General features: G+C 68.1%; 15 protein-coding genes. 6 read left to right on the top strand and 9 right to left on the bottom strand.

Features of this window, described 5'->3' with window-relative positions:
• Positions 1–31: 31 nt before the first annotated feature.
• A complete protein-coding gene (gene trxA / locus MUN78_RS15660) occupies positions 32–355 on the top strand; it encodes a thioredoxin (protein ID WP_244692175.1) in 324 nt (107 codons plus the stop codon).
• Between the two features lie 59 nt (positions 356–414).
• Here trxA and MUN78_RS15655 read toward each other — a convergent pair whose 3' ends face one another.
• The 9 genes from MUN78_RS15655 to rpmH all read right to left on the bottom strand — a co-directional run bounded on the left by MUN78_RS15655 (position 415) and on the right by rpmH (position 5,884).
• A complete protein-coding gene (locus MUN78_RS15655) occupies positions 415–879 on the bottom strand; it encodes an SRPBCC family protein (protein WP_244727667.1) in 465 nt (154 codons plus the stop codon).
• A gap of 4 nt (positions 880–883) precedes the next feature.
• On the bottom strand, positions 884–1,885 hold the full coding sequence (locus MUN78_RS15650; protein WP_244727665.1) for a ParB/RepB/Spo0J family partition protein: 1,002 nt from the start codon (positions 1,883–1,885) through the stop codon (positions 884–886).
• 3 nt (positions 1,886–1,888) lie between these two features.
• Entirely contained in the window at positions 1,889–2,824 is a 936-nt protein-coding gene (locus MUN78_RS15645; protein WP_244727663.1) for a ParA family protein, read from the bottom strand.
• Entirely contained in the window at positions 2,817–3,458 is a 642-nt protein-coding gene (gene rsmG / locus MUN78_RS15640; RefSeq protein ID WP_244727662.1) for a 16S rRNA (guanine(527)-N(7))-methyltransferase RsmG, read from the bottom strand. Before rsmG ends, MUN78_RS15645 begins: the two co-directional genes overlap by 8 nt.
• 101 nt (positions 3,459–3,559) lie before the next feature.
• The gene (locus MUN78_RS15635) at positions 3,560–4,066 is read right to left on the bottom strand and encodes a Jag family protein (RefSeq protein WP_244692170.1); all 507 of its coding nucleotides are present in this window, start codon (positions 4,064–4,066) and stop codon (positions 3,560–3,562) included.
• A 2-nt stretch (positions 4,067–4,068) separates the two neighbouring features.
• Positions 4,069–5,034: a membrane protein insertase YidC gene (yidC, locus tag MUN78_RS15630; RefSeq protein WP_244727660.1), complete on the bottom strand. Its 966-nt coding sequence runs from the start codon at positions 5,032–5,034 to the stop codon at positions 4,069–4,071.
• 5 nt (positions 5,035–5,039) lie between these two features.
• Positions 5,040–5,345: a membrane protein insertion efficiency factor YidD gene (yidD, locus tag MUN78_RS15625; protein WP_244692168.1), complete on the bottom strand. Its 306-nt coding sequence runs from the start codon at positions 5,343–5,345 to the stop codon at positions 5,040–5,042.
• Positions 5,342–5,725 carry a ribonuclease P protein component gene (rnpA, locus tag MUN78_RS15620; protein ID WP_244727658.1) on the bottom strand — a complete coding sequence of 128 codons (384 nt, stop codon included), beginning with the start codon at positions 5,723–5,725 and terminating at the stop codon, positions 5,342–5,344. The genes yidD and rnpA overlap by 4 nt, the downstream gene beginning before the upstream one ends.
• A gap of 21 nt (positions 5,726–5,746) precedes the next feature.
• Positions 5,747–5,884, bottom strand: coding sequence for a 50S ribosomal protein L34 (gene rpmH / locus MUN78_RS15615; RefSeq protein WP_010155609.1), 138 nt, complete (start codon positions 5,882–5,884; stop codon positions 5,747–5,749).
• A gap of 372 nt (positions 5,885–6,256) precedes the next feature.
• Here rpmH and dnaA point away from each other — a divergent pair, with 372 nt between their 5' ends.
• The 5 genes from dnaA (at position 6,257) to gyrB (ending at position 13,174) form a co-directional block, all read left to right on the top strand.
• A complete protein-coding gene (gene dnaA, locus MUN78_RS15610; protein ID WP_244730129.1) occupies positions 6,257–7,708 on the top strand; it encodes a chromosomal replication initiator protein DnaA in 1,452 nt (483 codons plus the stop codon).
• Positions 7,709–8,150: 442 nt separating this feature from the next.
• On the top strand, positions 8,151–9,293 hold the full coding sequence (dnaN, locus tag MUN78_RS15605; RefSeq protein WP_244727657.1) for a DNA polymerase III subunit beta: 1,143 nt from the start codon (positions 8,151–8,153) through the stop codon (positions 9,291–9,293).
• 8 nt (positions 9,294–9,301) lie between these two features.
• Positions 9,302–10,465, top strand: a complete 1,164-nt coding sequence (recF, locus tag MUN78_RS15600; protein WP_244727655.1) for a DNA replication/repair protein RecF — start codon at positions 9,302–9,304, stop codon at positions 10,463–10,465.
• Between the two features lie 146 nt (positions 10,466–10,611).
• A complete protein-coding gene (locus tag MUN78_RS15595) occupies positions 10,612–10,953 on the top strand; it encodes a DciA family protein (RefSeq protein WP_244692165.1) in 342 nt (113 codons plus the stop codon).
• 223 nt (positions 10,954–11,176) lie between these two features.
• On the top strand, positions 11,177–13,174 hold the full coding sequence (gene gyrB, locus MUN78_RS15590; RefSeq protein ID WP_244727653.1) for a DNA topoisomerase (ATP-hydrolyzing) subunit B: 1,998 nt from the start codon (positions 11,177–11,179) through the stop codon (positions 13,172–13,174).
• Positions 13,175–13,189 lie beyond the last annotated feature (15 nt).

Raw genomic sequence — 13,189 nt, 5'->3', positions numbered from 1 at the left:
CCGAACCGAACGCAGTCACGAAGGAGACATCATGTCCGAAGCTATCACCGTCGACGAGCAGACCTTCGACAAGGTCGTGCTGCAGAGCGACGTCCCCGTCCTCGTCGATTTCTGGGCGGCCTGGTGCGGCCCCTGCCGCGCCGTGGCGCCGATCCTCGACGAGATCGCCGTGGAGCAGCAGGGCAAGCTCCGCATCGTCAAGCTGAACGTCGACGAGAACCCGAACCTCGCGGCCCAGTACCGTATCACCTCCATCCCCGCGATGAAGGTCTTCAAGAACGGCGAGGAGGTGCGCGAGATCATCGGCGCCATGCCGAAGCCGATGATCGAGGAGCACCTCAACGGCATCATCTGATCCCGGTTCCGCGGTTCGCGGGCGGGCGTCGTCTTCGGACGGCGCCCGCCCGCGTCGTGTCAGCGCCTCGGATCGTCCGCGGTCTCCACGAGCCCGGCGAGCCGGTCGATCGAGGCGCGGAGCGCCTCCGCGGTGTTCGCCCGGGCGCGCGCGAAACGGGTCTCGTCGGTGAGCCCGCTCCAGTCGTAGCCGTGGCGGACGAGGGTGCCGCCCGATGCCAGGGGTTCGAGCTCCCACCGCCACAGGTGGCCGGGCTCCGGCAGCCCGACGGGGGAGGGGAGCCAGGCGATCCTTCGCCCCTCGACGAACTCCACGATGCGGTTCTCGCGCACCTCGCCGGTGTGGATCGTCATGGTGAACACGTCGCCGACGGCGCGGACGCGCTGCCCCGCGCCGGCCGCGGTGAGGTTCCCGTTGCCGTCCCACTCGGGCTGCCGCGCGGGATCGGCGATGAGCTCGAAGATCTCCGCCGCCTCGGCCGCGACGACGCGCTCGGCCGCGACGATCCGCTCCTCGGCGGCCATGCGGCTACGCCCCGAATCCCGGGTCGCCGAGTTCGGCGAGGATGCGCTTGAGGTCGGCGATCGTGGCGAAGTCGATGATGATCTGCCCCTTCTTCGCGCCGAGCTTGACCGCGACGCGGGTGTCGAAGCGGTCGCCCAGGCGCTCGGCGATCTCGCCGAGCTGCGCCTGGACCCCGCCGGCGCGCGGCTTCGGGCTCTTCCGCTTCGGCTCCTCGGCTGCGACGGCCTCCGCCGCGCGGACCGAGAGGCCCTCGTTCACGATCTTGTCGGCGAGGCGCTGCATGGCCTCGCCGTCGCCGTCGAGCGAGAGGATGGCGCGGGCGTGGCCCGCGGTGAGCACGCCGGCCGCGACCCGGGTCTGCACGGGCTCGGGCAGCCGCAGCAATCGGATGGTGTTGGAGATCTGCGGCCGGGAGCGGCCGATGCGCGTCGCGAGCTGCTCCTGCGTGATCCCGAAGTCGGCGAGCAGCTGCTGGTAGGCCGAGGCCTCTTCGAGGGGATTCAGCTGCGCGCGGTGCAGGTTCTCGAGCAGCGCATCGCGGAGCATGTGCTCGTCCGAGGTGCTGCGCACGATCGCCGGGATCGTGTCGAGGCCCGCGCGCTTGGAGGCGCGCAGGCGCCGCTCGCCCATGATGAGCTCGTACTGCGGTTCGCCCGCGGCCGGGGCCGGCTCGATCGCCCGGACGACGATCGGCTGGAAGACCCCGAACTCGCGGACGCTGTGGGTGAGCTCCTCGAGCGCCTCCTCGTCGAACTCGGTGCGCGGCTGCACCCGGTTCGGCACGATGTCGGCGACGTCGATGCGCGTGAGCCGCGCGCCGGGCACGTCGCGCAGCTCGGCGTCGGCCGACGCGCTCGCCTCGCCCGCGGGCTCCTCGGCGACCGCCGCCGCGGCCCCGCTCGCGGGGAAGAACACATCGACCGGTCGCTCGCCGGTTGCCGGGGACTGCGGGATCAGCGCGCCGATCCCGCGGCCGAGGCCGCCTCGCTTCTTCGTCGTCGCCATGTCTTATGCCTCTCCCTGCGCCACCGTGGCGGCGGCCTCGTTCCGTTCGGGTGCCGCCTCGCCCCGCGCTCCCCGCTCCGCGATCTCCGCCGCGGCCTCGAGATACGCGAGCGCGCCGATGGAGGCGCCGTCGTAGGCGTGCACGGTCTGCCCGTAGCTCGGGGCCTCCGAGATCCGCACCGATCTCGGAATCACGGCGTCGAGCACCTGTTCGGGGAAGTGGGCGCGGACCTCGCCCGCGACCTCCTGAGCCAGATTCGTCCGCGCGTCGTACATGGTGAGGAGGATCGTGGAGATCGCGAGCTCGGGGTTCAGATGCTTCTGGATGAGCTGGATATTGCCGAGTAGCTGGCTCAGACCCTCGAGCGCGTAGTACTCGCACTGGATCGGGATGAGCACCTCGTCCGCCGCGACGAAGGCGTTCACCGTGAGCAGGCCGAGGGACGGGGGGCAGTCGATGAACACGTAGTGGTAGCGCCGTTCCGATGCCGCGAGGAACTGCTGCAGAGCGGTGCGGAGCCGCTGCTCGCGGGCGACCAGGGAGACGAGCTCGATCTCGGCGCCGGCGAGGTGGATGGTCGAGGGCACGCACCACAGGTTCTCGTGATCGGTGGTCGGCTGCAGCGCGTCCTCGATGTCGTCGTCGCCGAGCAGCACGTCGTAGATGCTGGTCACCTCGGGCCGGTGCGGCACGCCGAGCGCCGTGGAGGCGTTGCCCTGCGGATCCATGTCGACGACGAGCACGTTGGCTCCGCGACGGGCGAGGGCGGAGGCGAGATTGACCGTCGTGGTCGTCTTGCCGACGCCGCCCTTCTGGTTGGAGACGGTGACGATGCGGGTCTGCACAGGGAGCGGGGAGACCGTCTCCGCGAGTTTCCGCCGTCGCCGGATCTTGTCGACGAGGTGATCGCCGACGAGCGACTTCTCCGCTTCAGCCATGTCTCACGATTTTAGCGCGAAACACCCGGGTCGTTTCATCGAGCTGGCCGATCCCGAGCTCCTCGACCGCGACGTCCGTGACGCGGTGCTTCCGCAGCGCCTTCGCCGCGGCCTCGATCTCCTCCTGCACCGAGGCGCCCTTGAGGAAGAGCATCTCGCCGCCGTCGCGCAGCAGGGGAGCGGTGAGCGGGATGAGCTTGCGCAGCGCCGTCACCGCGCGCGCGGTGATCTGGTCCACCTCGAAGGCGTCATGGAACTCCTCGGCACGGCCCCGGCGCACCTCGGCGTTCTCGAGTCCCAGCCGCTCGATCTGCTCGGTGAGCCAGGCGCAGCGCCGCTCCATGGGCTCGATGAGCAGGAAGCGGACATCGGGTCGCACGATGGCGAGCACGAGCCCCGGCATGCCGCCCCCGGTGCCGATGTCCGCAACGCGGGCGCCGGACACGAGCAGCGGCGCCAGCACCGCGCTGTTGAGGAGGTGACGGGTCCACAGGCGCGGGGGCTCGAGCGGGCCGATGAGACCGAGCTCCTCGCCGCGCCGGCCGAGATCGTCCGCGAACGCGCGCAGCACGCCGATGCGGTCGCCGGCGATCTCCGCGGCTGCCGTCGGCTCGAGCTCGATGCTGGTGGTCACGCGCCTGCCCTCCGTGTGCGGTCCTGGGATCCCGGTCGGCCGTCACGGGCGCCGGGGATGCGGCTAGCCTCGCGCCGGCCTGTCGGTTTCACGTGAAACGCTCACGCCGAGCGGCTGATGACGAGGCGCCGGTCGCGGCCCTCGCCGCGCGACTCGGAGTGGTAGCCCCGCTCCGCGACCTCGTCGTGCACGAGCTTCCGCTCGTAGGAGGACATGGGCTCGAGCTCGACCTCGTCGCGGCCCGCAGCGATCTGCGCGACCGCGGCGTCGACGAGCCCCTTGAGCTCCGTCGCCCGGGCATCGCGCGATCCGCCGATGTCCACGATGAGGCGCGAGAAGCGACCGGTCCGCGCCTGCACCGCGAGGCGGGTGAGATCCTGCAGCGCCTGCACGGTGTCGGGGCCGGCGAGGCGGTCGAGCTCCTCCCCGCCGCCGGTCACGGAGACGTAGGCGCGCCCGTTCGCGACATCGATGTCGATGTCGCCGTCCAGGTCGGCGATGTCCAGAAGTCCCTCGATGTAGTCGGCCGCGAGATCGCCGTCGGCCTCGAGATCCTCGATCCCGAGCGCCTCGTCGGGCCGCGCGATGCCATCGGATTGGGTGCTCACGGTCACTTCCCCTTCTTCTTGGCGCGCTTCGCGCTGATCGGCTGTTGCCGCTGCCCCACCTGCGGCTGCTGCGGCTCGGGCAGCTCCTCGCCCCGCTCCTTGGCGCGCTTCTCCTCGTCGGTGAGCTTGCCCTTGGCCTTCAGCCGCTCCTGCCTGGCTCGCCAGGCCTCGCTGCCGGGCGTGGGCATGTTGCGGATCACGATGAACTGCTGGCCCATGGTCCACAGGTTGGAGGTGAACCAGTAGACGTTGAGCGCGAGGGGGAAGGTGAAGCCCGAGAAGAGGAACGCGAACGGGATGATGTAGAGCATGATCCGCTGCTGGCGGTACATCGGGGAGTTCTTCGTCTCGTCGGAGACGTTCTTCGACATGATCTGCAGCTGCGTGAAGAACTGGGAGGCGATCATCAGCACCATGATGGTGCCGAGGATGATGATGACGGTCCAGTTCTGCGCCTCCCAGGCGCTGCCGAAATTCATCCGCAGCGGAGCGACGCCGAAGAGCTTGGCGTTGTAGAAGTTCTCGGTGAGCGCCTCGTCCATGAAGCCGATGCCCTGGCGCTTCTCGGCCGCGTGACGGAGGACGTAGAAGAGCGAGAAGAAGATGGGCATCTGCACGAGGATCGGCAGGCAGGAGGCGAACGGGTTGGTGCCGTGCTTCTTGTACAGGGCCATGGTCTCGCGGCTCATGGCCTCGCGCGAGTACTGATCCTTCTTGCCCTTGTACTTGTCCTGGATCTTCTTCATGTCCGGCGCGAGATCCATCATGCGCCGCTGCGACTTGATCTGCCGCACCGTCACCGGGATCAGCGCCGAGCGCACCACGACCACGAGGCCGATGATCGAGAGCAGCCAGGTGGCGCCGGACGCCGCGTCCATGCCGAGCGCGGTGAATAGCCAGTGCCAGGCCCACAGCACCAGCTCGACGAGCCACCGCAGCGGCCAGAGTATCGTTTCGAAGAAGTCCACCGGGGTCAAGCCTTTCGCTCGATGGGGCGGACGAATCCGCGCGAGTTGATGACGAATTTCGGGCGGCGCGGGGGCGGTACATCGTCGACGCCGCCCGCACTGAAGGGGTTGCACCGCAGCAGCCGCCACGCGGTGAGAGCGATTCCGACGAGGAATCCACGCAGTTGATACGCCTCAAGAGCGTATCGGGAACAGGATGGATAATACCTGCACACCTGCCCGTAGAGCGGGGAGACGATGCGGCGGTAGAGCTGCATGGCCGCGATCGCGAGGTTGCGGGGGAGGAGCCAGATCTCGAGGAGCAGCCTCATGGCGCCGCCCCCGTCGCCCCGCTCGTCCCCGTCGCGGGCGCGAGCTGGCGGAGAACGCGATCCATCGCCCGGTTGAGCTCCGCCTCGAGATCGGGGAAGCTCGCCTCGGCGCAGGCCGGAAGCGCGCGGAAGACGATGTCGACCCCGGCGACTCCGGCCTGCAGCCGTCGTTCGGCGATGGTCTTCATGCGCCGTCGGAGCAGGTTGCGCGTGACCGCGTTGCCGACCGCCTTCGAGACGATGAAGCCGAAGCGGGCGGGATCGCCCGGCGCACGCAAAACCGCGTGGGTGATGCAGAACGCACCACCCACGCGGCGGCCGGCGCGCACCGCGCGCCGGTAGTCCTCACCCCGGGTGACCCGATGCAGCCTCGCGGGCACGATCGACCTGGGGCGGGGGAATTACGCGGTGAGCTTCGAACGGCCCTTGCCGCGACGGGCCGCGACGATGGCGCGGCCGGCGCGGGTGCGCATGCGGGCGCGGAAACCGTGGACCTTCGCGCGACGACGGTTGTTGGGCTGGAAGGTACGCTTGCTCATGACAGACTCCGTGACTTATGGAACAGATCCCCGAGGCTCCGGGCGACGAGGAAGTCGGATTGCGGGCAGCGCAGCACGGGGCTGCCGCCCATACAAGGTCTTCATATTACGCTACGCCGCCGCGCGAGTCAAAGCGCAGCCCTCGTCGGCGGAGCGCGGCGGCGGACTTGCCTGTGGACAAATCTGTGACTAACGTGGGCGCAGGTGTTTCCAGCGACGAGGATGTCCCTGGGAAATCCGGGGATTTCCGCACTTGCGCTTGTGGATAAGACTGGGTATAACACCGAACCACCGCACGACGAGCATTCGAACCGGGTACGCGTGACTGACGAGGAACTCCAGGGGGTCTGGGCCAGAGTGACCCAGGCCGTGATGGGCGACCCCGCGGTCGGTCCCGCGGTCGGCGCGCAGCTCGCGCTCGCGGTGCCGCGCGGCATGGGCGCGGGCACGCTGTATCTCGCGGTGCAGCTCGAGTTCACCTTGAAGCTGCTCGAGAACCGCCTGCGGCCCGCCATCATGTCCGCGATCGCCGACATTCCCGAAGCCGCGGAGATCGCGAACTTCGTGGTGATGGTGGACGAGGACGCGCATCCCTCGATCGATCTCGACCCCGAACCGCAGGCGGAGACCGCCGCGGCGCCCGCCGGGAGCGGGGAGTCCACGGGTTTCGCGGATCGGGGCGCCGAGGTCGGCTTCGGCGACGGCTTCTCGGCGGCACGCGCCCAGACCAGGCACGAGGCCCCGCGACCGGTCGACGAACCGCGCAGCCGGCACGGCGCGGAGGCTCCCCTCGACAGTCGCCTGAACGAGAAGTACGGCTTCGACAGCTTCGTGATCGGGCAGTCCAACCGCTTCGCGCACGCCGCCGCCGTCGCGGTCGCCGAGGCGCCGGCGCGCGCGTACAATCCGCTCTTCATCTACGGGGACTCCGGCCTGGGCAAGACGCATCTGCTCCACGCGATCGGCCACTACGCCCGCGAGATGTTCCCCGACGTCCGCGTGCGCTACGTGAGCTCCGAGGACTTCACGAACGACTTCATCAACTCCATCGCCAACAATCAGGGCGCGGCCTTCCATGCTCGGTACCGCAGCGTCGATATTCTGCTCGTCGACGACATCCAGTTCCTCGAGGACAAGGTGGAGACCCAGGAGGCGTTCTTCCACACCTTCAACACCCTGCACGATCACAACAAGCAGGTCGTCATCACGAGCGACGTGCAGCCGAAGCAGCTGCGCGGCTTCGAGGAGCGGATGCTCTCCCGGTTCGAGTGGGGCCTGCTGACGGACATCCAGGCGCCGGATCTCGAAACCCGCATCGCGATCCTCCGCAAGAAGGCGCAGCGCGAGAACCTCGAGATCGATCACAGCATCCTCGAGTTCATCGCGAGCAAGTTCTCCTCGAACATCCGGGAGCTCGAGGGCACGCTGATCCGCGTCACGGCGTACGCGAGCCTGAACCAGCAGCGGATCGACATGCAGCTCGTGCACACGGTGCTGAAGGACCTCATCACGCTCGAGTCCGACAACGAGGTGCAGCCCTCGGACATCATCAGCCGGACGGCGGAGTACTTCGATCTCTCGGTCGACGATCTCTACGGCCCGACGCGCGCGCAGCAGATCGCCACCGCGCGGCAGATCGCGATGTACCTCTGCCGCGAGCTCACCCCGCTCTCCCTTCCGAAGATCGGACAGCTCTTCGGCGGCCGGGATCACACCACGGTGATGTACGCGCACAAGAAGATCTCGCAGCTCATCGCGGAACGCCGCTCCGTTTACAACCAGGTCACCGAGCTCACGACCCGCATCAAGCAGGCCTCGCGCTGAGCGGTCCCGCGTGCGCCTCGCCGCGCGGCATCCGGCGAGGGTCCGGGAGTTATCCACAGGCGGGGGATGCACTGTGGACAGCTGGGGAGAACTCGGGCGTTTCTGTGGAGGGTCCGCAGGCGCTTGTGGAAACTCCGGGATCACCGAAGTTCCGCGTCATCGCGCCGATCGTCGGTCATCCAGAGTCCGCCAACAACTCACATTCCTGTAGTTCCCCGTCCCCGATTGGGGTCCGCCGACTTATCCACAGTTTCCACAGCCGTTAACACTGTTAACACTTCACCCATTCTTCGACGGGCACTCCATCACGAACTCGCTCCGCCGGCACCGAGAACGTACACGCCGGAATGACAAGCCCGGGTGCCCCGACCCCCTCGAGTGTGCAAAGATTGTGAACCGAAGTGCAGCTCAGGTCCGCATGCACGTGAAAGGGATACAGCCGATGCGATTCACCGTCAACCGTGACGTGTTCAGTGACGCGGTCTCATTCGCGGTGAAGCTGCTGCCCCAGCGCCCGACTCAGCCCCTGCTCAGCGGTGCGCTGATCGAGGCGGAGGACGGGAGCCTCACGGTCTCTTCCTTCGACTACGAGGTGTCCGCGCGCACCAGCATCACCGCGGAGGTGGCGGATCCGGGCCGCGCGCTCGTCTCCGGTCGACTGCTCGGCGAGATCGCTTCGCGCCTGCCGCACGCGGACGTCGAGGTCTCGCTGCTCGAGAGCCGCGTCGAAGTGCGGTGCGGCTCGGCGTCCTTCAGCCTGCCGGCGATGCCGGTGGAGGAGTACCCGCAGGTTCCGCAGGTGGACACCGTCTCCGGTGCGGTGCCGGCCGACGTGTTCTCCGACGCGATCGCCCAGGTCTCGATGGCGGCCTCGAAGGACGATGTCACGCCCGTGATCACCGGTGTGCAGTTCGAGATCACGGAGAATTCGCTCACGCTCACGGCGACCGACCGCTACCGGGTCGCGACGCGCAGCATCGACTGGGAGAACCAGGGCGGACAGAACGATCTGAGCGCCCTCGTGCCCTCGAAGATCGTCACCGAGGTCGGCAAGACGTTCTCGGGCGACGGCATCGTGCACGTGGCGATCATCAAGGACGCGGAGCGGGAGCTGATCGCGTTCACCGGGGGTTCGAAGACGGTCACCTCCTTGCTCATCAAAGGGAACTACCCGCCGGTCGGCCGCCTGTTCCCGACGTCGATCGACAACTATGCGGTCGTGAACACGGGGGAGCTCGTCGAGGCCGTCGGTCGTGTCGGGCTGGTCCTCGAACGGGAGGCGGCGCTCCGCTTCTCCTTCGCGGAGGGGACCGTGACCCTCGAGGCCGCCGGCACCGAGTCCGCGCAGGCGGTCGAGACGGTCGACGCGCACCTCGTCGGCGAGGAGATGGTCGTCTCCCTGAAGCCCCAGTTCCTGCTCGACGGGCTGCGCTCGACGCACGCGGAGTTCGCGCGCATCGCCTTCACGCGCACGGACAACCCCGGTAAGCCCGGCCCCGTGCTCATCACGAGTCAGCGCAGCAAGGACGAGACGGACGAGGAGAGCTTCCGCTACCTGCTCCAGCCGAATCTGCTGCTCCGGTAGGGGGAGCGATGCGGGTCGCGCACCTGTCGCTCGCCGACTTCCGCAATTACGCCTCCGCGGAGCTCGCGCTCGAGTCCGGCCCGAATCTGCTGGTCGGACGCAACGGCCAGGGCAAGACGAATCTCGTCGAGGCGATCGCCTACTTCGCGACGCTCCGATCGCACCGCGTGACCGGAGACGCCGCACTCATCCGGGCGGGGCGCGACGCCGCGGTCGCACGGCTGAAGGTGGCGGCGGATGAGCGCGACGTGCTGCTCGAGCTGCAGATCAATCGGGGGGCGCCGAACCGCGCCCAGGTGAATCGGAACGCAGTACGCCCGCGGGAGGTCACCCGATGGTTCTCGGCGATCGCGTTCGTGCCGGAAGACCTCTCGATCGTTCGTGGAGAGCCCTCAGGACGCCGGCGCTTCCTCGATGATGCGCTCGTCTCTCGCCATCCGGTCGCCGCGGGCGCGCTGGCGGACTACGAACGAGTGGTGCGGCAGCGCACGGCGCTGCTGAAATCCGCGCGCGGCGGACGCGCTGGGGGAGTGGAGGCGACGCTCGAGGTCTGGGACGAGCAGCTCGTCGACTTCGGCACGCAGATCCTGTTGGCGCGTCGGGAGCTCGTACGCGACATGATCGGTCCGCTCCGCACCGGCTATGCCGCGCTCGTCGGGCAGGATCACGGCCCGGCGCTCACCCTGAGCGAGTCTGTGCGGGAGGAGGGTGAAGGTGTTTCACGTGAAACTCCGGATCCGAAGGAGGACGCCGCCGTTTCACGTGAAACACTCGCCGAGCAGTTCCGTGCGGCGCTGCACCGGGTTCGGGGAAGAGAGCTCGAGCGGGGCGTGACGCTCGTCGGTCCGCATCGCGATGACCTGGTGCTCGAACTCAACGGTCTTCCCGTGAAGGGGTATGCGAGTCATGGCGAATCGTGGTCGTTCGCCCTCGCGATGAAGATGGCGCTTGCGACGATCCTCCGCGACGAGTCCCCCGCGGGGGATCCGGTGATCATCCTCGACGACGTCTTCGCCGAGCTCGATCTGCGTCGGCGCAACAGCCTCATGCGCGCGGTCAGCGGATTCGAGCAGGTGATCGTCACGGCTGCCGTCGAGGAGGACGTCCCCGATGGCGTCGACTGGCATCGCGTGCGGATCGATGGCGGGCGGATTCTCGGAGACGCGTCGTGACGCCCGCGGCGGGGGAGCCGGGCTTCGCCACCGAAGCCTATCTTCGCGCGAAGTCCGTGTGGAAGGGGCGACCGGTCCGTCGCCGCCGCGGTACCGCTGCGGATGCGCCCGGGGGGAGCCCATTCGGATTCGGACGCGACCCGCGGATGCTCGGCGATGTGCTCTCGACGGTCGCCGGGGAGATGGGGTGGAGCCTCGAGCTCGAGCAGGCGAGGCTCATCGCGGAGTGGTCGGAGTTCGCGGGGGAGTCGACCGCCGAGCACACCACGGTGCTCGGCATCAGCAACGGGGTCGTGCAGATCCAATGCGACTCGACGACCTGGGCCACCGAGCTGCGTCGCCTCCGCGCGGAGATGCTCACGCGCCTGCTGCGAGACTACCCGGACGCGGAGATCAGGGATCTGCGCTTCCTCGCCCCGGGCGCCCCGAGTTGGCGGCACGGACCGCGCACCGTGCAGGGCCGCGGACCGCGGGACACTTACGGCTAGGGACCGCCTGGAGTGCTTCGACAGCGCCTTACGAGCCATCGTCTCGACACGTCCGGAGCCGATTTCTGACGTTCGTGAAAACCGAGGGGACGATCCCCGCTGAAACTTCGTGCTCAACGGCGCGGAATCGGGCGCGAGGCCGCTGAAGCTTGATAGGCTAGGGTGCGGAAGTGTCCAGGGCTGAGAAAAGCTCTGAGAGGCCCAGAAAAGGATCAATCAAGGCATGAGTTCAGAACAGGCTGCTGCAGCGGACGACTACGGCGCCGGAGCTATCCAGGTGCTCGAAGGGCTTGAGGCAGTACGCAAGCGGCCTGGCATGTACATCGGATCCACCGGTCCTCGAGGGCTCCATCATCTCGTCTACGAGATCGTGGACAACTCGGTGGACGAGGCGCTCGCCGGCTTCTGCGACACCATCGACGTTACCATCCTCGAGGATGGCGGCGTCCGCGTCGTCGACAACGGCCGCGGCATCCCCGTCGACCCCCACTCCTCGGATCCGAGCAAGTCGTCGGTGGAGGTCGTGCTCACGGTGCTCCACGCCGGTGGCAAGTTCGGCGGGGGCGGCTACGCGGTCTCCGGCGGACTGCACGGCGTCGGCTCGTCGGTCGTGAACGCGCTCTCCACGCGCTTCGCCGTCGAGGTGAAGCGACAGGGTTTCACGTGGAACATGTCCTTCACCGGCAGCGTTCCGGATGCGCCGCTCGCGCAGGGCGCACCGAGCGAGGAGACCGGTACCACGATCACCTTCTGGCCGAGCCCGGAGATCTTCGAGACGATCGAGTTCGACTACCAGACGCTGCGGACCCGGTTCCAGCAGATGGCGTTCCTCAACAAGGGCCTGCGCATCGTCCTCACGGATCTGCGGCCGCAGGATCCGGTGGAGAACGACGCGGGCGAGCTCGTCGCCCCGGCACCGCCGCGCGACGAGTTCCTCTACGAGCGCGGCATCGAGGACTACGTGCAGTATCTCAACGCCGCCAAGCGCGCCGAGATCGTCAACGAGGAGATCATCTCGTTCGAGGCGGAGGACACGGAGCGCAAGATCGCGGTCGAGGTCTCGATGCAGTGGACGACGGCGTACACGGAGAGCGTGCACACCTACGCGAACACCATCAACACCCACGAGGGCGGCACTCACGAGGAGGGCTTCCGCGCGGCGCTCACCACGCTCGTCAACCGCTACGCGCGCGAGAAGAACCTGCTCCGCGAGAAGGACGACAACCTCTCGGGCGACGACGTGCGCGAGGGGCTCACGGCGGTCATCTCGGTGAAGCTCGGCGAGCCGCAGTTCGAAGGGCAGACGAAGACCAAGCTCGGCAACACCGAGGCGAAGGCCTTCGTGCAGAAGGTCGTCGGCGATCAGCTGGGGGACTGGTTCGAGCGGAACCCCGGTCCGGCCAAGGACATCATCCGCAAGTCGATCCAGGCCGCGACCGCGCGGCTCGCCGCGCGGAAGGCCCGCGAGACCGCGCGCCGGAAGGGGCTCCTCGAGTCCGGCGGCATGCCTGGCAAGCTCTCGGACTGCACGAGCAAGGACCCCACGATCTCCGAGATCTTCATCGTGGAGGGCGATTCGGCCGGCGGCTCGGCGAAGACCGGGCGCAATCCGCACACGCAGGCGATCCTGCCTCTGCGCGGCAAGATCCTGAACGTCGAGAAGGCCCGGCTCGATCGCGCGCTCGGCAACGCCGAGGTCCAGGCGATGATCACGGCCTTCGGCGCAGGCATCGGCGAGGAGTTCGACCCCGAGAAGGCGCGGTACCACAAGATCGTGCTCATGGCGGACGCCGACGTGGACGGCCAGCACATCACGACGCTGCTGCTTACGCTGCTCTTCCGCTACATGCGCCCGCTCATCGACCTCGGCTACGTGTACCTCGCGCAGCCGCCGCTGTACCGCATCAAGTGGGCGAACGCGGAGCACGAGTACGTCTTCAGCGATGCTGAGCGCGATGCGCGCCTCGCCGCGGGTTCCGAGGGCGGCAAGCGGCTCATGAAGGAGAGCGGCGTGCAGCGCTACAAGGGCCTCGGCGAGATGAACCACGAGGAACTGTGGGAGACCACCATGAACCCCGAAACCCGCACCCTGTTGCAGGTGACCATGGAAGACGCGGCGATCGCCGACGAGATCTTCGCCACTCTCATGGGCGAGGACGTCGAGGCGCGCCGCAACTTCATCCAGCAGAACGCGAAGGACGTGCGTTTCCTTGACATCTGAGAACGAGACGCCGGA

Origin of the sequence: Leucobacter allii (assembly GCF_022919155.1) — a bacterium.
In the GTDB taxonomy this organism is placed as follows: domain Bacteria; phylum Actinomycetota; class Actinomycetes; order Actinomycetales; family Microbacteriaceae; genus Leucobacter; species Leucobacter allii.
The sequence above is the reverse complement of the archived record's forward strand: the minus strand, read 5'-3'. Positions and strand labels throughout refer to the sequence as shown.